Annotated in this window: 23 protein-coding genes and 1 riboswitch; of the genes, 18 read left to right on the top strand and 5 right to left on the bottom strand. The window is 35.7% G+C overall.

Annotated features, from left to right (window positions below):
• Positions 1-132: 132 nt before the first annotated feature.
• Positions 133-1,398, top strand: coding sequence for a PD40 domain-containing protein (locus C1724_RS07565; protein ID WP_102346085.1), 1,266 nt, complete (start codon positions 133-135; stop codon positions 1,396-1,398).
• 71 nt (positions 1,399-1,469) lie between these two features.
• Here C1724_RS07565 and C1724_RS07560 read toward each other — a convergent pair whose 3' ends face one another.
• Positions 1,470-2,114, bottom strand: a complete 645-nt coding sequence (locus tag C1724_RS07560) for a YczE/YyaS/YitT family protein (protein WP_102346084.1) — start codon at positions 2,112-2,114, stop codon at positions 1,470-1,472.
• A 116-nt stretch (positions 2,115-2,230) separates the two neighbouring features.
• Here C1724_RS07560 and C1724_RS07555 point away from each other — a divergent pair, with 116 nt between their 5' ends.
• The 3 genes from C1724_RS07555 to C1724_RS07545 are packed head-to-tail and all read left to right on the top strand — an operon-like array spanning position 2,231 to position 3,871.
• Positions 2,231-2,683 (top strand): MarR family winged helix-turn-helix transcriptional regulator, encoded by a 453-nt coding sequence (locus tag C1724_RS07555; protein ID WP_102346083.1) that lies wholly within the window; start codon positions 2,231-2,233, stop codon positions 2,681-2,683.
• Positions 2,684-2,707: 24 nt separating this feature from the next.
• On the top strand, positions 2,708-3,226 hold the full coding sequence (locus C1724_RS07550) for a GNAT family N-acetyltransferase (protein WP_102346082.1): 519 nt from the start codon (positions 2,708-2,710) through the stop codon (positions 3,224-3,226).
• A 21-nt stretch (positions 3,227-3,247) separates the two neighbouring features.
• On the top strand, positions 3,248-3,871 hold the full coding sequence (locus C1724_RS07545) for an FMN-binding negative transcriptional regulator (RefSeq protein ID WP_102346081.1): 624 nt from the start codon (positions 3,248-3,250) through the stop codon (positions 3,869-3,871).
• A 22-nt stretch (positions 3,872-3,893) separates the two neighbouring features.
• On the opposite strand, the gene C1724_RS07540 is transcribed toward C1724_RS07545, so the two are convergent.
• Together C1724_RS07540 and C1724_RS07535 are read right to left on the bottom strand one after the other, a co-directional pair.
• On the bottom strand, positions 3,894-4,820 hold the full coding sequence (locus C1724_RS07540; protein WP_142386528.1) for an IS3 family transposase: 927 nt from the start codon (positions 4,818-4,820) through the stop codon (positions 3,894-3,896).
• Positions 4,721-5,266: a helix-turn-helix domain-containing protein gene (locus C1724_RS07535; RefSeq protein ID WP_102344757.1), complete on the bottom strand. Its 546-nt coding sequence runs from the start codon at positions 5,264-5,266 to the stop codon at positions 4,721-4,723. The genes C1724_RS07540 and C1724_RS07535 overlap by 100 nt, the downstream gene beginning before the upstream one ends.
• A 168-nt stretch (positions 5,267-5,434) precedes the next feature.
• Here C1724_RS07535 and C1724_RS07530 point away from each other — a divergent pair, with 168 nt between their 5' ends.
• Positions 5,435-6,559: a GerAB/ArcD/ProY family transporter gene (locus C1724_RS07530; protein WP_102346079.1), complete on the top strand. Its 1,125-nt coding sequence runs from the start codon at positions 5,435-5,437 to the stop codon at positions 6,557-6,559.
• 201 nt (positions 6,560-6,760) lie between these two features.
• Here C1724_RS07530 and C1724_RS07525 read toward each other — a convergent pair whose 3' ends face one another.
• Positions 6,761-7,252, bottom strand: coding sequence for a CBO0543 family protein (locus C1724_RS07525; protein WP_180994166.1), 492 nt, complete (start codon positions 7,250-7,252; stop codon positions 6,761-6,763).
• Between the two features lie 282 nt (positions 7,253-7,534).
• On the opposite strand from C1724_RS07525, the gene C1724_RS07520 reads away from it, so the two are divergent.
• From C1724_RS07520 to C1724_RS07485, 10 genes are all read left to right on the top strand, one after another.
• Positions 7,535-9,151 carry a PAS domain S-box protein gene (locus tag C1724_RS07520; protein WP_102346078.1) on the top strand — a complete coding sequence of 539 codons (1,617 nt, stop codon included), beginning with the start codon at positions 7,535-7,537 and terminating at the stop codon, positions 9,149-9,151.
• 163 nt (positions 9,152-9,314) lie between these two features.
• Positions 9,315-9,842: a GNAT family N-acetyltransferase gene (locus C1724_RS07515; RefSeq protein ID WP_258000297.1), complete on the top strand. Its 528-nt coding sequence runs from the start codon at positions 9,315-9,317 to the stop codon at positions 9,840-9,842.
• Positions 9,793-9,942 carry an HD domain-containing phosphohydrolase gene (locus tag C1724_RS26360; protein WP_374703426.1) on the top strand — a complete coding sequence of 50 codons (150 nt, stop codon included), beginning with the start codon at positions 9,793-9,795 and terminating at the stop codon, positions 9,940-9,942. The genes C1724_RS07515 and C1724_RS26360 overlap by 50 nt, the downstream gene beginning before the upstream one ends.
• A gap of 304 nt (positions 9,943-10,246) precedes the next feature.
• Complete coding sequence (locus tag C1724_RS07505; RefSeq protein ID WP_102346076.1) at positions 10,247-10,426, top strand: hypothetical protein; 180 nt, start codon at positions 10,247-10,249, stop codon at positions 10,424-10,426.
• A 116-nt stretch (positions 10,427-10,542) separates the two neighbouring features.
• Complete coding sequence (locus tag C1724_RS26505; RefSeq protein ID WP_441296780.1) at positions 10,543-10,713, top strand: SF0329 family protein; 171 nt, start codon at positions 10,543-10,545, stop codon at positions 10,711-10,713.
• Positions 10,652-11,125, top strand: coding sequence for an SF0329 family protein (locus tag C1724_RS07500; protein WP_441296779.1), 474 nt, complete (start codon positions 10,652-10,654; stop codon positions 11,123-11,125). Before C1724_RS26505 ends, C1724_RS07500 begins: the two co-directional genes overlap by 62 nt.
• A gap of 192 nt (positions 11,126-11,317) precedes the next feature.
• Positions 11,318-11,403: riboswitch (cyclic di-GMP riboswitch) on the top strand.
• 85 nt (positions 11,404-11,488) lie between these two features.
• Positions 11,489-12,898, top strand: coding sequence for a DUF5667 domain-containing protein (locus C1724_RS25290; protein WP_142386527.1), 1,410 nt, complete (start codon positions 11,489-11,491; stop codon positions 12,896-12,898).
• Between the two features lie 258 nt (positions 12,899-13,156).
• Positions 13,157-14,191, top strand: a complete 1,035-nt coding sequence (locus tag C1724_RS07495) for a DUF3231 family protein (protein WP_102346075.1) — start codon at positions 13,157-13,159, stop codon at positions 14,189-14,191.
• 252 nt (positions 14,192-14,443) lie between these two features.
• A complete protein-coding gene (locus C1724_RS07490) occupies positions 14,444-14,827 on the top strand; it encodes a VOC family protein (protein ID WP_102346074.1) in 384 nt (127 codons plus the stop codon).
• A gap of 174 nt (positions 14,828-15,001) precedes the next feature.
• On the top strand, positions 15,002-15,856 hold the full coding sequence (locus C1724_RS07485; RefSeq protein ID WP_102346073.1) for an SPL family radical SAM protein: 855 nt from the start codon (positions 15,002-15,004) through the stop codon (positions 15,854-15,856).
• 367 nt (positions 15,857-16,223) lie between these two features.
• Here C1724_RS07485 and helD read toward each other — a convergent pair whose 3' ends face one another.
• A complete protein-coding gene (gene helD / locus C1724_RS07480; RefSeq protein WP_102346072.1) occupies positions 16,224-18,560 on the bottom strand; it encodes an RNA polymerase recycling motor HelD in 2,337 nt (778 codons plus the stop codon).
• 522 nt (positions 18,561-19,082) lie between these two features.
• Here helD and rsgA point away from each other — a divergent pair.
• The 3 genes from rsgA (at position 19,083) to C1724_RS07465 (ending at position 22,920) form a co-directional block, all read left to right on the top strand.
• Positions 19,083-20,168, top strand: a complete 1,086-nt coding sequence (rsgA, locus tag C1724_RS07475; RefSeq protein WP_102346071.1) for a ribosome small subunit-dependent GTPase A — start codon at positions 19,083-19,085, stop codon at positions 20,166-20,168.
• 299 nt (positions 20,169-20,467) lie between these two features.
• Complete coding sequence (locus C1724_RS07470) at positions 20,468-20,851, top strand: VOC family protein (RefSeq protein WP_102346070.1); 384 nt, start codon at positions 20,468-20,470, stop codon at positions 20,849-20,851.
• Between the two features lie 530 nt (positions 20,852-21,381).
• On the top strand, positions 21,382-22,920 hold the full coding sequence (locus C1724_RS07465; RefSeq protein WP_102346069.1) for a glycine betaine uptake BCCT transporter: 1,539 nt from the start codon (positions 21,382-21,384) through the stop codon (positions 22,918-22,920).
• The last annotated feature ends 29 nt before the right edge of the window (positions 22,921-22,949 follow it).

The raw sequence follows: 22,949 nt of genomic DNA, 5'->3' as shown, positions 1-22,949 counted from the left end.
ATTAGCAGGCATTCTGGCCCCTCCCCTCGGAAAAAAATAAGTATCGCTTGGTTGACCATTCATAAATTCTTACCTTTAAAGGGAATAATAATAAACTCTGATAGAATCGCATTAAGAAAGGAAGTTCAAAAAATGTTAAAAATCTTTTTGTTCTTAGTTGTTTGTTTGTTATCATTTCCCGGTATCCCGCTAGCTGCAGAAGATCAGACAAAACAATTAAAAGCAGCTTTTATTAAAGAAGATAACTTATGGATAAAAGTTGAAGATAATGAGAAAAAAATCACTGATGGAGAATTCGTTAGGTTTCCAAAGTGGTCAAATGATGGAACTTGGATAGCCTATTTAAAAGGAGAAAAGAATGCTGATTTTCCAATAAATGAAGGAGAGCTTTGGCTTTATGACACTCAGAAAGACATACATACAAAAGTAGCTACCCATATAATGTCAAATTTTCAATGGGCACCTAACGAGAATAAGATTGGATTTCAATCTACACCATCTCCGAATGAATCGGGATTTGAATCAGCAGGCAGATTATTTATGGCGGACGTTCGAGACATTACTAATAATCAACATATAGCGTCCAAAATTTCTAATTTTTCATGGCTGCCGGATGGCAAAGGTTTTATCTTATCATCTAAAATCGATGACCAAGTCGATGCCAATATTGTGGTATCAAAAATTATCTTAGATCCATCAACAGAAAATTTTTTACCTATTCATGTTCATACCATTCCTGTTGAAAAAGATGAGTTTATTATTTCAACTAGTGGGTTTAAATGGTCTAATGATGGCCAATGGGTTGCTTTTTTACTAAATCCAACCGCTTCATTGTCAGCCGATTCGAATATACTAGGTGTTCTTTCACAGGATGGGAAAGTTTTTAAAAAGTTTAGTGGAATGTTAGATGATGAAGAATGGTTTCAATGGGCTCCTACACAAGCCCTTTTAGGGACTATTAATGGAGAAGGTAGAGAGGCGATTAGTAATAAACAATTAAAGATTTATAATTTGCTTCAAGATACAACTGAAATCTATACACCTTTAGGTTTTGTGGACCGTGATTTAACATGGGTCAACGATCATCAAATCATTACTTCTAGATCAGCTGAAACGATTTGGATGGATGTTGAGGAAAGGCCATTACCTTCGTTAGTTAAGACGGATTTAAACATGAAGAAACACACAAACTTAACATCACCTTCGCCAAAGGAGGGAGACTTTAGACCACAGTATATCGATGACCATTTAATCTGGATCCGGACAGACCGAGAAACTGCTGATGTCTGGGTTACCAATTTAGATAGCACTAAGCCCAAGAAATGGATAACAAATATCAATTTAGGGAGTTATTATTACGAAAAGTGGAATTGGGATGAAGTCTTAAGTTTGTGGTGATGCAGCAAGGGGAGGACAGGGGGACAGGTCCCATGGCCCAGTTGGGACAGAACCTGTCCCTCTGTCCCGTTCTAGATGGAATGGTTTTTTTCAGTAACATGACTTATTCTCGTGCCAGAGTGCGTTAGGATTTTGTCAAGCATCTTTTTTGTAAATGGCATAAAGTAATTAAGTAGTAGCCCTCCTAAACAAACGGTTAATAAAGTTCCAATGCCAATTGGTCCATTGAAAATCATTGCCATTATCAAAAATAAGAGGTAAATGACAGTTCTCGAAAAAAATATAGTGGTTCTCGTTAATTTTTGAATGATTAACGTTAATCGGTCAACTGGAATCGGGGCAATATTTGTTTGTAAATAAACGGCTGTTCCAAATCCAATAATAATTAAGCCGATTCCAAAACAAACAAGCTTGCTGTACCATAGTTCAGGTGTTAGCAAATTGTGCAATAAAAAAAGCCACATATCAATGCCAATACCTGTAATAAATGCTGTTAACAACCCCAAAACTTCTGGTCTTCGTCTTGTTAATAATGAATTACAACAAATCATTATTAAAGCTAGTATGATTTCCCAACTTCCCACAGTTAGCCCTACATTTATGGACAATCCTACCAGTAATGCATCAAAAGGTGAAGTGCCAAGGTCAGATAGTATAGTTAAAGAAATACCAAAGGTTAATAGTAAAATTCCTAGTACATAAAAAATATGTTTCACTTGATAAGACCTCTTTATATTTTTGTTATTGTTGTAAATGCAACAAAGTTAAGTTAAATTTAATATATGCCAAATTTAATGCATATGCAACAAAAATATGTACTAAGGAGTTCATTATGAAGGATATTCTTCGTGAAATAGGAATGATAGCAAGGGCATTAGATTCTATAAGTAATATTGAGTTTAAAGAATATGACCTTACAAAAGGTCAGTATTTGTACCTTGTGCGAATATGTGAAAACCCTGGCATCATTCAAGAAAAGTTAGCTGAGATGATTAAAGTAGACCGAACAACTGCTGCTCGTGCTATAAAAAAACTCCAAATGAATGGTTTTATTGAAAAGAAAGAAGATCAACATAACAAAAAAATAAAAAAACTTTTTCCAACAGAAAAAGGGGAAAATGTTTATCCTTATATAAAAAAAGAACATGATTATTCCAATAACGTTGCATTAGCGGGATTTTCAGAAACAGAAGTAGAAGCCGCTTTCAATCTTCTGCAAAGAGTAAGAAAAAATATAGAAAAAGATTGGGAGTTTGTAAAAAAGGGCAACAAAAGAAATTATTGATGATCAAAGGAGCTACATATCAAGATGACTATAAATATAGAAAAGTGCAGCGATGCAGATATTCATATACTCCAAGAAATATGTATTGAAACCTTCAACGATACATTTAAAGATCAGAATTCACCCGAAAATATGAAGGCCTATTTGGAACGTGCATTTAATTTAAATCAATTAGAAAAAGAGTTATCTAATCGTTTGTCGCAATTCTTTTTTGCTTATTTTAATAATGAAGTGGCTGGATATTTAAAGGTTAATACCCATGATGCTCAGTCCGAAGAAATGGGTGATGAATCACTTGAAATTGAAAGGATTTATATAAAGAGCAAATTTCAAAAACACGGGCTAGGCAAACATATGATAAATAAAGCAATGGAAATTGCTTTAAGGGAGAATAAAAAGAACATCTGGCTAGGTGTATGGGAAAAAAACGAAAATGCGATAGCTTTTTATAAGAAAATGGGATTTGTTCAAACCGGAGCCCACTCTTTTTATATGGGTGATGAAGAACAATTGGACTTTATAATGAGCAAAACACTTATATAACTTTTTTAAAGGTGGATTAGTATGTATATACCAAAACATTTTAAAATGGATGATGAAGAAGTAATTCATGATTTTATTGAGAAATATGGATTTGCAACCTTATTTTCTCAGCATAAAGGGGAGCCCTACGCCACACATCTTCCGCTGATGTTAAATAAATCTGAAAATGCCTTATATGGTCATTTTGCACGTCCGAACGAGCAATGGAAGGATGCTGCAAATCAACAAGTTCTTGTAATTTTCCAAGGGCCTCACTGTTATATTTCACCTACTTGGTACGAAACAACCAAGGCAGTACCTACTTGGAATTATGTGTCTATCCATTTATATGGAAAGCTAGAGATTATCGAAGATAGAAAAGAAATAGTTGAGTCTTTAGTTGACTTGGTCAATAAATACGAAGGTCCTGATAGTACATACCATTTAAATGATGTTGAACCTAGTTTTATAGAAGGAATGATTAAAGGAATTGTAGCGTTCCGAATCAAAATTACAAAAATTGAAGCAAAAGCTAAATTAAGCCAAAATCACTCTGTGGAACGACAAGAGTTAATTATTAAGAATCTAGAAAACACGTCTCAACCAGATCAGATACAAGTAGCATCACTTATGAAGAAACAGTCATGGGGACAGGTCCTGAGCTGACCCCCAAAAGTTAGAGTTTTTATTATGCAACTAGTTGGCTGGTATGAGTACAGTATTGAACTGGACTCATTCCCTCCAATTTTTTCTTAATACGTTTGTTATTATAGTAATCTATATATCTCTTAATTCTCTCGCTTAACTCTTCAACCGTACACAATGCCTCTCCATAATACATCTCTTGTTTTAGAATGCCAAAGAAGTTCTCCATAGGGGAGTTATCCAAACAGTTTCCCTTTCGAGACATGCTTTGAAAAACCTTACTTTCCTTAAGTGTCTTACCCCACTTTTTATGTTGATATTGCCATCCTTGATCAGAATGAATCGTTGTCCTAAACTTTGATTCTCTTACAATTTCAAGTGCCTCTTTAAGGGGTCTGATCGCAAGATCCAAAGTTGGACTAGTACCTATCCCATAAGAAAGAATTTCACCGTTATATAAGTCCATAATAGGGCTCAGATAAAGCTTTTTACCATTTAAACACTTAAATTCTGTGATATCAGTTGTTAACTTCTGATGGCATACACTGGTTTTAAAACGACGATTTATACGGTTTTTTGCAACTTTCCCTACATTCCCCTTATAAGAACTGTACTTTCGTGTTTTTCTACTAAATTTGCTACATTTAAGACCGAGCTTTCCCATAATACGCTGCACAGCTTTATGATTCACTTTAATTCCTCGGTTCTTCAGTTCTAATTGAACACGACGATACCCATAATTACTGTCATTCTCGTCAAATATAGATTGAATACAATCCTCTAGGTCTTGTTTTGGGTTTTCTTTTTGCATCGCTTTTATTTGATAGTGGTAAGTAGACTCTGGAATACCAACGATTAGTAATACGTCTTTTAGTTTGAACTTTTCTTTGAGTTCGAATGATATTGCTGCTTGTGCTTTTCGAGAGAGCCCGTGGGGTCCATCCGAAAAGCTCGCAACTTTTTTAAATATTCTACCTCCAAACGAAGGAGCTCGTTCTCTCTTTCCAGCTTTTGTTCATATGTCATTTCTTTGTCGTTTTTCTTGTTGTTAGACATGGAGGGCCTACCTTTATGTTTATTCAGGCCTTCATCTTTCCCCTCTAAAATAGCTTTCTTCCACCTACCTATTGTAGTAGGTTCTGTTATTCCAAAGTGAAGGGCAGTTTCCGTTTCTGAAGAACCTGTTCTCTTCATATAGCTTAATACATCTAGCTTGAATTGAACAGAATAAGGTTTGTTCTTCCTCTTCCTTTTTAATCCATCAGCACCCAATTTCTCATATATTTTTATCCACCTGTTAACTAGTGATTTAGACTTGATCCCGTGTTTTTTGGCTAGGGGTCTTATCCCTAGCTTTCCTTCTTGATATTCTCTAACCACCGTTAATTTCAAATCATCACTATATTTTTTAGCCAAAATAAACACCCCAAAAGATTAGTTTTTTTGACTCTAACTTTTGGGGTGCACCTCATCCCTTGACCCTGTTAGGACAATGAACCTGTCCCCCTGTCCCGATTAAGTGCAGTGATATATGGAAAAGATGATGTAATAGGTAAGTAAAGTAGTTCAGGAGTGTTTTCTACTATGAGAAAAGATCAGATTAACAAGAGTCAATTACTTGCCCTAATTATACTATTTGAAGTTGGCAGCACTACTTTATTTGCTATAGGGATTGAAGCTAAACAAGATGCTTGGATCGCAATTTTAATTGCTTTAGTAACGGGTATAGGCTTACTATGGGTATTTACTGAGATCCAAAGTGCCTTTCCTGATAAAAATTTGGCTGAAATTTTAAATTTTGTATTAGGGAAATGGATTGCACTCCCTTTGATTCTTTTGTACGCTTTAAGCTTTTTTTGGACATCATCATTCATTCTCTATGAGTTCTCAACGTCAATTGTAGAATATTTCCTAAGAGATACTCCTTTAGTCGTTATTATCTTTTGTATTTTGACAGTGGTTGTTTACAGTATGCTGTTAGGAGTAGAAGTTATCGGACGTACTGCTGAAATCTTTTTACCATGGTTTTCTATTTTCTTTGTCTCTATTATTATTCTGCTTTTATTTTCAGGAGATATCAAAAGCGAACAATTATTACCGATCTTGGAAGGTGGTATTTTACCTGTATTAAAAACCACTCCACAAGTTGTCAATTTTCCATTCGGTGAAATGATTATATTTCTGATGTACTGGTGTTATGTAAATAATAAACAAATTGTTCGGAAAATTTCTATCATAGCTGTCAGTATTTCAGGTTTTATTCTTATGCTTACAGTCATTACGATGATCAGCGTTTTAGGAGTGGATATCACTTCGCGTTCACCTTTTCCTTTATTACAGGTTATTAGAAAAATTAACGTAGGAAATTTTCTGCAAAGAGTGGATGCTATAGGAGGTATGATCCTTTTGTTAGGAGGTTATTTTAAAGGTCTTCTCTACTTTAATGGATCACGATTAGCCATTCAAACTGTATTTAACATTAAACAAAAACACCAACAATGGTTAATTATCGTACTATCAATCTGTTTATTATGGTACACTCATGTTTATTTTGACGATTTTATTTTTTATCGTTGGGCGGGACTCGAAATAAATACCAAAATGGTCTATCCTATATTTCAAATCTTTATTCCTGTGTTGCTTCTTATAATAATTAAGTTAAAAGTAAACATCATGAGAAAAAATGAAAGGGATAAAAAACTATGCTAGAACTCAATACTTTATATAAAGCTGGAATGGTTCCGACAACTCTTATTCTTGGTGGATTGCTCTATGTGGGCATACTGTTAATAGTAGTCATTTATTTTTTTATAAAGTTTTTAAAAAAGTTCTAGTATAGAATTTCAATATGAATTTTTGATGTTGGTTCCCGCCCCCGGTAAGTTAGTATACCCGGGAGCTGGAACCTTTTTAATTCACTGATGTTTTCCCTTTATTTATTATTCTAATCATTGCAATAATACTTCTGCATATTAATAGTTTTAACATTAGACTTATGAAAGAGTGATACCAAGTCCAGCCTTTTTTCCATGTAATGAGCTTGGTTTTTTTGGCGGCAATAGTCTCTAGGATTGTTTGCGGTATTACAAAAGGGAAAAGCTTTAAAAAAATCCCTGCAGGATTACTGTTTAGTGTCCATTGATTATAATAAAGTAACATTAAAGGATAATGTACAAAATCAAAAGGGAGGTGAATTTTAAATCTTGGAAAAGGTTTCTTTCGGTATTTTAAATAACCTTTTGAAACTAGATATGTATCTGAAAAGAAATTACCAAGAATACTAACAAGGTATACAATAATCCAATCTTTAAATGATCGTTTTACGATAGCAAAAGGCAATAAAACTATTCCGGTTATAGTAGCAAAAATTAATAAGTAATAGGAGAATCCTTTTTTTCTCAAATTTTACACCTCCAATTATAATATTGTTATAATGAAGTATTTCTATGTATGAAACATTCATGTGTGGGTCAGAGGGACAGGTTCATTGACCGTCGTATAACGTAGGGTGGGGAACCTACTACTGAGCACCAACCCTGATATCACTATGGGTATTTTTAATGTGGGACACTGGACCTGTCCCTCTGGTTCGTTCAAGTCAAAGGCAAGTATGCAAAATTAAATCAACGCAACTAACAATTGTTTTTACTAATCCTTGTGAAATATACAATTAGAGGGAGTATTATGTTAAATTTTTTAAATCGATTTGATCAAGTTTTTTACTATTCACCTATTGGTATGGCTTTAGTTTCATTAGAGGGACATTGGATTAAAGTGAACCCAACTTTATCTAAGATTACAGGCTATACGGAAGAAGAACTTCTATCCATTACGTTTCAAGACATTACATATCCAGATGATATAGAAGTAGATATCAATCAAGTTCAGGAACTGATTGAAGAAAAAAAAGAGTCGTATGAAATGGAAAAAAGATATATTCACAAAAATGGAAACATTGTATGGGTGTTGCTTTCAGTTTCGATTGTTCGAGAAGGAGATAAATCCTTATATCTTATAGCTCAAGTCCAAGATATAACGGAACGAAAGCGATTGGAACTTAATTTAATCGAAAGTGAAGAAAGGTTCCGCAACCTCTTAACCTATTCACCTGATCCTATCATGGTACATGATGGAGATAATATCATGTACGCTAATAAATCTGCTGCTGACCTTGTAGGTACAACAGAAGAAGAAATACAAGGGACATCTATTCGGGAATTTATTGAACCAACAAGGTTAGATGAGGCATCTGACCTAACACAAGAAATTTTGCTTCATAACAAACCACTTCTTGATTTTGATGTAAAGTTTAGGAGCAAAAATGGGAAAATTATAGATGTGGTTCTTTCTGCAATTCCTATTACTTATATGGGGAAAAGTGCGATTTTAGTTAGTTATCGAGATATCACAGAGCGAAAGAAAATGGAACGAGCCTTGAAAGAAAGTGAAGATCGTTATCGACGCTTAGTAGAGAATTCACCGTTAGGGATATTGGTACATCAGAAAGGTATTATCCAATATGTCAACTCAACAGCGTTACAATTATTAAGGATTGAAAAATCAAAAGAAATTATTGGTAAACACATCCATAATATCATCCATCCGGATTATAGAATGATTGTATCAAAACGAATTGAAAATATAGAAAATAATGGTCAGTTTACTCCATCAAAATACGAAAAGTTTGTTCGCTTTGATGGTCAGGAGATAGATGTTGATGTGAATAGAATACCAATTCAGTTGAATGGAGAATCGGCTATCCAAGTAGTGTTTTGGGATGTTACTGAAAAAAAGAAAGAAGAGGATCTAATTCGATATCGAGCCTATCATGATCCGTTGACTGATTTACCAAACCGGCTTAAATTCCAACTAGACCTAGAAGAAGAGATTAACAAAGATACAACTTTTACAATTATGTATTTAGATCTGCATGGACTAAAGACAGTGAATGATTCCTATGGTCATCAAGCTGGTGATGTTGCCCTAATAAAAGTTACAGCCCGATTAACTGGAGTTCTGGGTTCGAATGGTCTCGTATATCGTTTAGGTGGAGATGAATTTGTCATCGTTCTTTTTGGACAAAAAAGTGAAGAAGAAATAAGGGAAATAGCAAACAGTATTGCTGAAGTCATCAAACAGCCCATTTCTATAACAAATATCCTTGTACAAATTACTACCAGTATTGGAGTTGTCTATTATCCTGATCATGGAGTAGATATGGATTTGCTCCTTCGTCATGCAGACATCGCAATGTACCATGCTAAGAAAACCAATACACTTTTTAAGATCTATGATAAATGATCATGGGTCAGAGGTGGGTCATGGGTCAGAGGGACAGGTTCATTGACCTTCTTAAAATGTAGAGCGGGTAACCTATCCTTGTGCATCACCCCTACGGGTATTTTTAATGTGGGACACTGGACCTGTCCCTCTGGTTTCGCAATACTATGGTGCACTATTTGAGGTGATAAGTTTGAAGATAAGAAAAGCAAGTAAAGAAGATGTAAAAGCTGTAGCAAGAGTCTATGTTGATGGCTGGAAAACTACTTATCGTGGTTTAGTACCAGAAGATTATTTGAATGGATTATCGTATGAAGAATCAGAACAAAAATGGCTTTATTTTTTAAACACTGAAAATGACCCCTTTATATATATTGCAATTAGTGATGGAGGAAATGTTGTAGGTTTTGCAGCGGGGAAAAGTATTGACGATGAACTCTATGATGGAGAATTATACGCCCTTTATCTATTAAAGGAATGTAGAGGACTGGGTGTAGGAAGACAATTGTTTTCAGCTGTTGCAAAGCATTTTAAAGAAAATTGCATTAATTCTGTATTGGTGTGGGTAATGGAACAAAATAAATCTGGTCTGGGTTTTTATGAACGTATGGGTGGGAAGGAATATCTTCGCAGAAAAAGTGAGTTTGGTGGAGTGGCAGTTGATGATGTTGCTTATGGTTGGAAAGATGTTTCTGTTTTATTCAACGGGTAGAACGAACATACCGTTTTATGCCCGGATTATGGCAGTCGCGGATACTTTTGATGCTATGACATCACAAAGAATTTATAGAAATACCACTAATATGGAGTAGGCTGTGATTCAAATAAAAGATGGGAAAAAAAGTCAGTTTGATCCTGAGATAGCAGATGCTTTCTTAGTGTTAGTCAATAAGGATAAGCTAGCAGTTCAGCGATTGGTATGTGATTATAGGCAAGTTGAAGTTAGGTTTTAATGAATGATGGACGGTAATAATTAGAAAGGAACGTTTTAAGAATAGTATTTACCAGAAGTAGGGTCTTATTACTTTTACTAGTATTGGAAAGAATTTGTGTTACTTTTTTTTGAAGTGGGACACTGTATGAGTTGACCCCCTGGTTCCTGTAATAAAAAAATACATGTTTATATGGGAAAATGATAATCTGTCAATTAGAATAGATAAAATTGTTAAGACCACTACATTAGAAGCCAATAGTAGTGGGTTAATGGCATCATATGTAACGGTTCATTTAAATGAAGCTGAATTAGAACAACTGATAAATGCGTTGAATGAAGCAAAAGGAAATTTAAAGGCTTAACTAAGCCTGTTAAAAGAATGCTTATTTATGTACTAAACCGTCCCTCTGTTCTGCTAAAAGACAGGATTGGTCAAGAAAATATTTAATAAATGTAAAGAAAATTACTGGAAACAGAGATGGTGATTGGATTGCAATGGAGTAAGACGAAAACAATATTAGAAAATTTTTTATGTGATAAATTAAAAGGACGTATTAAGATCTATGCAACGGTATATCGGAATTTCCATGATGGTCCAAGTAGGGTATGGATTACATTCGAAAAAAAAAGAAATACTAAGTGTTTCTGATGTTACATATGCAATAGCGCATGTGAAACTATATCAAAAGATGAAAGAGAAAAAGAACCTTAAAGGAATTCCTTATGATGATGATGTGGAGGTAATGTTTGCTTCTGAAGAACGACAACAACTAATAAAGTCCTCATCTGACGCTGAAGAAATCATGATAAATCAAAACATTTTTGAAAGTTATTTTCTTTATGCAGCCTTTATGGAATATGCTACTTTGTCTATTGATGAAGCGATGAATTCAGAAAATATTATTATTAAAGCTTATTCAATGTTAGATAGAAGGTTAGGTAAAAGAAGATTAGAAAAATTAGAATTGACCCAAGAAACACATCCTTTGATTGCGGACTTTTACAAGATAAGATGCGATGTTGAAGGATTAATGAGTGGTTCAGAGGGACAGGTCCATTGACGTCTTAAGAAGTAGGGCGGGTAAACCAGTCACTATATACCTCTTTTTATACCATTATTGGTATTTTTAGAGTGGGACACTGTACCTGTCCCTCTGGTTTTTTGGTAAAAAATAATACTATTCAGTTCCCTGTTTTTCTTATATATTATATTCAAATAGTGATGAGCGAATATGTGAGTTAGTTCGTTCCTCATTTGAAAAAGGCAAATCTATCGAAAGGTAGAGACTGCAAAGTTACAGATCTACGGTGAAAACACTATGATGGCTGGGCTACCAAATGAAGAATGGCGAAAAGACTCAAGTTTAATAGAGTTAATTCGAGATTCTTCCTTTACAAAAAACTGTGCTGGAGGGATTTTTTTTATGTTAAAAAATTACTTTTTATTCAATAAAAACGTTCGCAATGTACTTGCTACTAGTATGGTTGCGACAGCTTTCGCGTTCTCTTTAGGAACTATACAGGCTTTTGCGGAAGAAAATGAGCAACCAACTGAAACACAAGTAGAAGAAAGTGTACAACAAGATCAAATAGATGCAACAACTCAAGAATCAACAACAGACGTAGTTGTAGATGAAGTAACAGAATCTGAACTAGCAGATGAGACAACAGTACCTGAGATTGAAGAAGAAGTGACAGAAGATGATACTTCAGAGGAGTCACAAACAATAGAACAATCTGAAGAAGATACTTCTTCACTTTTACCTGGTGACTTTTTCTATTTTGCTAAAAAACTAATGGAAAATGTGCAATTGGCTTTAACATTTGATGGAGTAAAAGAGGCAGAATTGCTAGCTGCATTTGCAGAAGAGCGAATTAAAGAAGCAGAATCCTTACTTGCTCAAGGTGAGGAAGAATTAGCTAATGAGATTCTTCAACAAGCCATTGAACAACAAGAATTGGCATTGGAAAAATACGAGCAATCTCAATCATCTGAAGAAGCAAAATCTGTTACTGAAGAACCAACAGAAACAGTAGAGGGCGATATTGCACAGGAACAAGCTCCTGTTGATTCAGTGCGTGCCGCACTTGAAGCTAAATTCGCTGCTAACTTAGTTGCCTTACAGACTGTATTAGATAAAGTAGAAAATCCGAAGGCAAAAGAGGCTTTAGCGAAAAATATTGTAAAAGCACAAGAAAAATTTGAAGAGAAGGTAAATAAAAAATTAGCCAAGTTAGAAGAAAAAGAATTAAAGGCAGATACGAAACGTGCAAAACTTGAGACTAAGTTAGCATCAGGTGAACTAAATGAAGAAGAATACAACGAAGAACTAGTTGAACTAAATGAAGAGTTAGCAGAAGAAAAGGCTGAAGTCATGGAAGAAATTAATGAAGAGACCGATGAAGTTGTGGAAGGTGCTCTTAAAAAAGCAAAAAATGTAGATAAAGCTAAAAAAGAAGTACGTAACGAGGACAAAGAAAACGTGTCTGACCGTGAAGACGATGCACGTAAAAAGGCAGAAGAAAAACGTGAGGCTGTAAAAAAGGAAGAAGAAGCAAAGAAAAAAGCAGAAGAAAAGCAACTTGAAGAAACTAAAAAAGCCGAAGATCGTAAGCGTGAAGAAGTGAAGAAACAAGAGGAAAAACAACGCGTGGAAGCCCAAAAACGGGCTGAAAAAGAACGTGAAGAGGCTAGAAAACAAGAAGAGAAAGCAAGAGAAGCGGCAAAAAAAGCAGAAGAAAAACAACGTGTGGTTGCGAAAAAACAAGAAGAAGCAGCGAACAAAGCAGACGAGCGTAAACGTGAAGAAGTAAAGAAACAAGAAGAGCGTTAATATGAAAATGTTAAAATTCAACGTGAAGAAATAAAGTGATGATGAATAATTTCGACAGAGAGTAGGTGGTTAGATGCCTACTCTTTTGTTATGTGAATGACGAATTAAATGTGTGCAAGAAATAAAGATACAGATCCCCTTATTGGCGACTTATTTTTGTTATTCAACTAAATGGCTGCTCAGTAAAATAAGGGCATATCGAATAGGACTTTATAAATGGGGGATATTAACTATTAATTTGAATTAGGGGTGGCCTAAATGGAAACAATTAAGCCAATTAAAATTGGGTCGAATAAGATTAGTATGAATGAAAAACTAACATCAGCTGAGGTTGGAAAACTTTGGGCAACATATATGGGAAATAGTATGTCAAATTGTATTTTAAGCTATTACCTACAACATGTTGAGGATAAAGAAATTAAAACCTTATTAGAAAATGCATATAAATTAACTAAGGAACTCATGCAAACCATTAAAGGAATTTTTGAAAAAGAAGATTTTCCTGTTCCAAGAGGTTTTAATGAAGAGGATGTCAATTTAGGTGCACCAAGATTATTTGAGGATGAATATTACGTACATTATTTAAAATATGCTGCAAAAGCAGGTATGAGTATCTATAGCGTAGGTTTGCCGCTTGTTTATAGAAAGGATGTCAAAGAGTTCCTTACTTATTGTATGAAGTCTGTTATGGATTTAATGGAACAGATTAAAGAGCTTCTAATGAATAAAGGACTAGTCATTAAGCCGCCTATTATCCCAATTCCAGAAAATGTTGAATTCGTTCATAAGGATTTTTTAAACGGTTATTTTGGACATGTTCGCCCTTTGCATGCACTAGAAATTGCTCATTTTTACGATAATATAGAAAATAATGTTACAAGTAAAGCACTAATTATGGCATTTACTCAAGTTGTGAAAGATGAACAGATTCGGCAATTGTTTGAAAAAGGTAGAGACATGACAAGCAAAAATATTGAACTGTATATGAAAATACTACATAACGAAAACTTGCCATCGCCATCTTTTGTTGATGATTTAGTTACTACATCAACATTTTCACCGTTTTCAGATAAGTTAATGTTATTTCATAAGATGGATATGTTTTCGATGAAAATACGAGCTTTCGGGAATTCAGTAGCTGTGAATGGAAGGCATGACATTGGACTACTTTACTCTAAATCGTTAGTGAAAATTTCCGCATTTGTCGAAAGTGCAGCAAAAATTATGATTGAGAAGGGTTGGATGGAACAACCCCCAAAAGCTGCTGACAGGGGGAAATTAGCATCATCTTAATATCGATTTCTTAAGTTCAAGCTATAAAAGCTAATTAAAAAAAGTATGTATTCTTATAATTGAGGCAGAGTTAAACCAGGAGTTGCAACATTGGCAGCTCCTTTTTCTTTGTTCAAGTATTAAAGAAGGATTTGATCGAAAACAGAAATACCTCTGTTGTGGAATGGTCCTGTCTTTGGTATTTTTAAAGTGGGACACTGTACCTGTCCCTCTGGCTCGCACATAGAAAATATCAAAGGAGACATAAAACAAATGAAAATCATAGTTACTAGTATATTCGTAGAAGACCAAGACAAGGCACTGAAGTTTTATTCAGACACGCTGGGATTTGTTAAAAAGCATGACGTTCCGGCCGGAGAATATAGGTGGATTACACTTGTTTCTCCAGATGAACAAAACGGTACCGAGCTTCTACTTGAACCGAACGCCCATCCAGCCGCCAAAGAATATCAAAAGAAGATATTTGCCGAGGGCATCCCAGCAACAATGTTTGGCGTTGAAGATATCCATAAAGAGTATAATCGATTAATGGAAAATGGCGTGAAGTTTACAATGGAGCCAACAAAAATGGGTGAAATCACAATAGCTGTTTTTGACGATACATGCGGCAACCTTATTCAGATAGCGCAGCAGTAACATTATTTGAGGTCACGAATACATACAGATGGACTAATTAGCAGAGGACATCGTGTTCTAAATTATGAGAGGTATTACTTTTGGATGGGGCGTGGCTTATGCCACGTTAACTATCCGACATATGCTCAATCTCCAATTACAACAAAGCACTAAATAAAGAGAGGTGCCTTCCAAATGGGAATTGAAGTAAAACAAATACTTGCAAAGAAAATCCTTACAGAAACAAAAGGTTATTTAGATGTTGGCTTCACACATTCATTGAATCCTTATAGTGGTTGTGTGTTTGCTTGCAGGTACTGCTATGTAAGAGAAATGCCAATTCAAAGATTCAATAAACTCCCTTGGGGGGAATGGTTGGACATCAAAACAAATGCATCAGTAAATTACCGTAAAGAAATTACCAAACTTCGAAAGAAAAATAATCCCGTAAACATTTTTATGTCTTCCGCAACAGATCCTTACCAACCCATTGAACGTAAAGCAGAAATTACAAGAGGGATTATAGAAGAAATGATCGAAAATCCGCCTGATTTTCTTCAGATCCAAACACGAAGCCCACTCGTTACAAGAGATATAGATGTGTTAGTAAAATTGAAAGAAAAATGTAAAGTCCTTGTATCGATGACGATTGAAACCGACAGGGAAGACATCAAGCAACTATTTGCTCCAGTGGCTCCTGGACTTAAATTACGGATAAAAGCCTTAAAAGAGGTTCATGATGCTGGAATTTCCACTCAAGCTTCGATTTCTCCCGTTTTACCATTTACCCCCGACTTTCCAAAGGTATTGGATGGGATTGTGGACCATATTTGGATTGACACTTTAAGTATTGGGGATGGCTTGATGGGTAAACGTTCAGAGAGATTAGGAATGCCACAATTATTTCAAGAACATGAACTTTCGCAGTGGTACCAAAAAGATTTACATGTAAGAGTGGAAAAATATTTTAATAAGTATTTTCCTAGTGAGATAATTCGTGTTTCAAAAAATGAAGCTTTTCCAAGGAAAGACTTAGCATTAAATATATGAGGAGAAAAATACATTCTTAAGAATTAATTTATATAAAACAGCATTATGGTACAACTAGTTCAACAGTAGTGAAGAATTGTTAGTGGGGGAGCTGGTTCAAGGGCCTATAAATTACCTTTATAAAAAGAGTTAGGTTTTAATAACCAGTGGGGATGAAGATCCCCCCACTGGTTGAGTTTCACTTTTTCACTCTTTAACAGGCTGTAAATGATTAACAACAATTTCTTCAGCCATCCTATTTCATGATACTTTCGTTTGGTTGTTCATTACGGTAATCAACACACGAGTAACCAAAAGCACCCAATACTTGATGCAATGTATTGTACAGCTGTTAGTGTGGATTATTTTTGCTTAATCATCAATTAAGTCAAGTTTGGATATAACCCTCTCGCAATACGTCTCGTAAAAATGGGCTCGGTTCACCTACGCTGTATAGCTGCAAATCATGCATGGCTCTGGTGCAGGCAGTGTAGAAAATTCTGCGCAAGCTGTCATCACCGTATACATGCTCTGATGCATTATAAATGATGACGGCATCGAATTCGATACCTTTGGATAAATACGACGGTATGACAACGACTCCTTGTTCATAATCAATCGAGCTGCTTTTTAAAAGTTTAATTTCATCGATGTTGGACAGGGCTTCATATGCAATTATACTTTCCTCAGCAGATTTGCATATGATTGCAATACTATGAAGCCCTTGACTTCGCAAATCTGCGACTTTGGATTCAATGTTTCTGTGCAGCTCTTCGTGATGCACTAATTGTTTTAGGACGGGGCGCTCACCATTGCGTTCAAAAGGAATAATATTTTCTCCATTAGGAACAAGTCTTCGTGTGAATTCAATGATTGGTTTGGTAGATCGGTAACTCCGTGTTATATTGATCAGTTCTGTTTTATCCGGTCCGTAAAGGCTGGTAAGTGTATTGAAATCAACCTGTTCGCTTGCATGGGCGAATATCGCCTGATTAAAGTCACCGAGCACGGTCATCCTTGCGGCAGGAAACAAACGTTTTAAGAACTCAAATTGAAATGGGGAATAATCCTGAGCCTCATCAACAACAATGTGTTTGATCGAGCTATTCGTCTGAAAGCCTTGAATCAGTTCCTTTAAAAGTAAAAATGGAGTAGCATCTTCATAAAATAGTTTATCTTCATCTAGCATTTTCAGCGTCGCTTGACAAACAGCGGATGACAAGGCGGGTGTTTCTCCTTCAATCCAATGTTTACTCTGCAGGGGATCAGCAAAAAGCTGTTTGTACATTCCCTTAAAGTCTAAGAATCGAAACGCTCGGACTCGTTTTCGTAGCGGCTTTAATTTTTGGTGAACAATCAAACGTGCAAGTGCTTCGGGCTCGACCTCATAGTCCGCAATCGATTCTCTTGCAAAGCCACGTTTTTCCGCTAAGTAGATTCGTGCCTTATGGTAATCTTCGTTGCTTAGCAGCTCGATTTCCTCTTGTACCCAAGGCTTTGCCCTTTCGATCTTTTGAACTTCATTCATTTTTTTTAATAACCAATCCTTCAAATTATTAAGTCTATTATGGAAGCGGAGGGCGGTATCATGACTGTAAAACCTTTCTGTTATTTGTTGTGCACTAACGATTGGTTTTCCTCTGAAAGTAATGTCTTTAAATAGCATTCCTGATAATTCTAGTGACTGTGTGTATGATTGAATTGTCTCAAAGAAACAGGTAGTGGCTTTAAAACGGATACTCGCAAGCCTTGACCTGTATGAAGAAGTATTCGCTGCAGTTAAAACATATTCCAATTGCTCGTAGGGATTTTCAACATTAAACTCTTGACTCAGACGATGATTCAAGTATTCCTGAAATGTGACCTGTTGCATATTCTCTTCACCAAGTTCTGGAAGTACATTGGACACGTAACTGCTAAACATGGAATTAGGCGAAAACAGAATGATTTGATCAGCATTCAGGCGATCTCTATATTTGTAGAGCAAGTAAGCAATTCGTTGCAGGGCGGCCGATGTCTTGCCACTGCCTGCTGCACCGTGAACAATGAGCAGTCTCCCGTGGTCATGACGGATGATCCGGTTTTGCTCTTGTTGAATGGTTGCTACTATATTGTGCATATGTTTGTCAGTACCTTTGCCCAGAACCTGCTGTAAAATCTCGTCTCCAATAGTAAGACTCGTATCAAACGTGGATTGAAGAATGCCGCCGCGGATTAGATATTGCCATTTTTTCTCTAATATGCCTTGGATTTCGCCGCCAGGGGTTGCATACTTAGCGGGACCGGGCTGGTAATCGTAGTAGACACTCGAGATCGGCGCTCTCCAGTCGTAGATCAGGAAATGGTCGCCACTTTTATCAGTAAGCGTGGAGATTCCAATATAAACTTGTTCAGAAGTTGAAAGACCTTCTTCAATGAAATCAATTCGGCCAAAGTAAGGGACCTCCTGCATACGGCGCAGGGTTGACAATCTTTTGGATGCATGTTTATGTGTGCTTTGGCTGACGGATAAAGCTTGGGCCTCTTGTCTCAAGCCGATGATAGTCTCAAGAAAATCGTCGAAGGTATCAATATTCATCTTGTTTTCATCCCAAAAGTGTTTGCGGATATGAACGACTTCGTTCTTACGTCTGGCAGTTTCTTCTTCCAATTTGTTGATTTCCTCTGTAATTGTCTCCATTACACTGTCTACTCGTTGTTGCTCCTGCAGAAGTTCCAAATTCATAGGCAAACACTCCTTCAAAAAAGTTTATAAAAGGGTTGACTAACGTATTGTGGACGTTGTATAATTAAAGTAGGGAAAATATACTTAAATTCAACATACACAATGCATATCTATATAAACTTACCACAGAATCATGTATTTTTCAATGTATGGGACATGAATACTATAATAAAAAAGAGCAGTATTTAACGTTTTCAACGTAAATACTGCTCTTTTTTTATTTTTACAAAGGACCTACCAACAATTGCGAATTATCAACGATAAGTTTTAATAGCACTTTACAATCGGGCCTGAATTTGATTTCAACTTTTATCGAATGTCAGCGGGCTCCATGCCTAAATTCATAATTTTAAGCGGCTAAACATTGTGATAGAGTAAAACTAATACGTGACGGAAAGGAGATTCTTTTTATGAATAACAAGCAAAACGTTGAGATTGTAACAAATGGGGAGGTATGTGCAAAATAAAATCATGCATAGAACCTCCCAAAGGTTATGATCTAAACTTTAGGAGGAAATGAAGTTGAATACTATTAATATGAAAAATCTAGGACTTACTGAAGAATTGATACTGGAGTCTAAACAATATAAAGCTCTTTTTATTGGCCGAGTTTCGTCGCAATATAAAAATTCATTTAAGGTGATTACCGAAAATGGTGATATTGCAGCTGAGATATCAGGGAAATTCCACTATGGTGCAAAAGGACTTTCTGAATATCCAGCTGTTGGAGATTTTGTTATGGTCGACAGAACTGATAATTCACAGGGAAACGGGATAATTCACCATATACTTACACGGAAAAGTGTTTTTGCGCGTAAAGTGGCCGGTTCCAAGGAAGAGTTACAGATTGTCGCAACAAATATTGATACAGTTTTTATTTGTATGTCACTGAACAATGATTTTAATCTTCGTAGACTAGAACGTTACCTTTCTATCGCTTGGGACAGTGGTGCAATACCAGTTATTGTACTAACAAAATCAGATTTATGTAAGGAAATAGAGGTTAGGCTTAACGAAATATCTTCTATTGCACTAGGTGTAGATGTGGTTGTTACAACAAATACGGCTGATGAAGGATATCAATCATTAAAAAGGTATCTTTCTAGTGGTAAGACAGTAGCGTTTATAGGATCTTCTGGAGTTGGTAAATCTACCTTAATAAATTGTCTGCTCGGTCAAAATATATTAGATACAAATGGGCTAAGAAACGATGATAAGGGCAGACACACAACTACAAGACGCGAACTGATTATGGTGCCGAATTTGGGTATTGTTGTAGACACTCCGGGTATGAGGGAACTTGGGATTATTAGTGCAGATTTAACGAAAGCCTTTGCTGATATAGAAAAACTGGCTTCAAATTGTAGATTTAACGACTGCACTCACAAGAATGAGCCTAACTGTGCAGTGCAAAGAGCAATTAAAGATGGCACTTTATCAGTTGAAAGACTAGAAAGCTATTGGAAACTTAAAAGGGAAACTAAGTATGAAGGCTTGAATTCTAAAATGATTGAAAAAGAAAAAATAAATGAAATGTTTAGTAGTATGGGCGGCATGAAAAACGCTAGGAAATTCATCAAAGAACAATATAGAAAAAAAAGAAGATGAAACCCTGAAAATCTTTGAAATAAAGTAATGTATAACAGCTCAATACTTAGCCAGCAAAATTCCCGAAATCAGCGCATTTCCAGAGTATGGATCTGCGCTTTTTTTCATGAAATTGACAGATAGAACTTATTGTTGAAGCATGAGAAAGTGATGAGGATTTATCAAGAGAAACTAAATACTAATACTAGTCATTCTTTGTAAATTTCAGAGGAACAGCTTGCCGTGGTATAATTAGTAAATAATACCAATGAGCCAATGGACCTGTCCCTCTGGCCTAATTTAACTTGTGGAGGTTATTTATGAAAGAGAATCAAAATAGTATCCCCCCTGGTACAATCCTTTCAGCTGATGTAACTGTAGATGACTCAGAGGAAGTGCGTGATTTTTATAAGAAAGTTATTGGATGGGAACATAGTGATTACAAAAGAGGGGATTATACGGACTATTTTATGACAACTCCGGATGGGCAACCCGTAGCGGGTATATGTCAAAAAGCAGGAAGTCTTACTAATCTTCCACCGGTGTGGCTCGTATATTTTGGAGTTAAGGATTTAAAAGCAAGCCTGGAAGAATGCCGTAAGCTTGGCGGCAAAGTTCTTACTGAGCCTCTTGGTGAGGGTTCTGGCAGTTATGCTGTCATCGAATATCCGGTAGGTGCAATCTGTGCACTAAGCCAAATATAAAATTCTTGTTATAGTATTATTTAGCGGTAAGTAAGCTATTAAATTTTTAGGCATTTATCAGGTGCATGAGTTTAACAATGGAAAATACAACTGAGTATAAAAACAAAAGTATTTTTTCAATCACTATGGGTACCAAGTCTTTTGATTTTGGAACCTTTTCGTATCTTTTTTTTAAAGTGTGAAGATATGTTATAATAGGAGAGTTGTGTTATCTTTGTCATATTTTGTAAAAAAATATCGACATATAAAGTTTATATCCTTATTATCGTAACCATTCTAAAGAAAAACGACATTTTACTTTTGTAATTAAGAGTGAATTAGATCAGTGTTTTTCTTAAAAAAAGTAAATTGTCATGATCCAACAATCTTATAATTTTTATATAAATAATTTCCTAAATAAATACAGATGATAACTAAAAGTTACATAAGTGAGTTGAGAATCGATAAAGGTGTAAGTACCAATATAGGGGATATTATAAGAAAGAAACTAAAAGATATAAGCAACAATTTAAGAAAGAAAGGAACATTAGATGAAAAGAATTTCGAACGTTTTTTGGATCGCAGTTGCATTAGTGCTTGCGGCTCTTGTGTTCGGTGTGACAGCACCAGAAAGTTTTGAAGAGGCAACAGGTAATTTACAAGCATTTCTTACCACAACCTTCGGATGGTATTATTTAATTTTAGTTACGATAATTGTTATATTTTGTGTATTTCTTATTTTCAGCCCTGTTGGAATCATAAAATTGGGAAAACCAGATGAGAAACCAGAGTTTTCGACAGCTACTTGGTTTGCGATGTTATTTAGTGCAGGTATGGGTATTGGACTTGTATTCTGGGGGGCTGCAGAGCCGTTATCCCATTTCTTGTCTCCTCCGTTAGCAGAAGGGGGAACGAATGCAGCTCATAAAGAAGCGATGAGATATACCTTTTTCCATTGGGGCATTCATGCGTGGGGGATCTATGCAATCGTCGCCTTGGCATTAGCATACTTTCAATTTCGCAAAGATGAGCCTGGGTTAATTTCAGCTACATTAAAACCTGTGTTAGGAAAAAGTATGGAAGGACCATGGGGCACGGTAGTTGATGTGTTTGCGGTATTTGCTACTGTGATTGGGGTTGCAACCACGCTTGGATTTGGAGCAGCACAAATTAATGGAGGATTGTCCTATTTACTAGGTATCCCTAATAATTTTACAGTTCAATTTATCATTATTGCTGTAGTAACCGTTTTGTTTATGGTCTCTGCATGGTCTGGATTAGGGAAAGGGATTAAGTATTTAAGTAATGCCAATATGTTTTTAGCAGTTGCGCTATTAGCGTTAATGTTTATTACTGGTCCAACGATTTTAATCTTAAATATGTTTACAGATTCAATTGGTGGTTATATACAAAACATTATTCAAATGAGTTTCCGAATTGCGCCTCTTAATGAAGAGCATCGCTCTTGGATTAATGGATGGACAATCTTCTATTGGGCTTGGTGGATTTCATGGTCACCGTTTGTTGGTATTTTTATTGCGCGTGTATCGAGAGGCAGAACGATTCGTGAATTTTTAATTGGTGTTTTATTACTACCTTCACTTGTGAGCTTTTTTTGGTTTTCGGTTTTTGGAACGTCAGCAATCCAAGTTCAAGGTTTAGGTAATTTAGATTTATCTCAATTTGCTACAGAACAGGTATTATTCGCCGTCTTTAATGAATTCCCATGGTCGGTTGTTCTGTCGATTGTAGCGATTACACTCGTAAGTACATTTTTTATTACCTCAGCAGATTCTGCGACATTTGTACTTGGTATGCAAACAACTTATGGGTCACTGACACCAGCAAATTCAGTAAAACTGACTTGGGGGATTGCTCAGTCTGCAGTTGCGTTAATTCTGTTATATAGTGGCGGATTACAAGCACTTCAAAATGCGCTTATTGCTGCAGCGTTTCCATTTTCATTTATAATGTTACTTATGCTGATTTCACTATATCGCTCATTAACGAAAGAGAAAAAGGAACTCGGGCTGTATCATAAACCGAAACGCCGAAAAGATAAAGACAAAGAAAAAGAACACCATCAATAATGAGAGTATAAAGGTTCCTGACCCCCGAT

This window comes from Bacillus sp. Marseille-P3661 (assembly GCF_900240995.1).
Classification (GTDB): Bacteria; Bacillota; Bacilli; order Bacillales; family Bacillaceae_J; genus OESV01.
The sequence above is the reverse complement of the archived record's forward strand: the minus strand, read 5'-3'. Positions and strand labels throughout refer to the sequence as shown.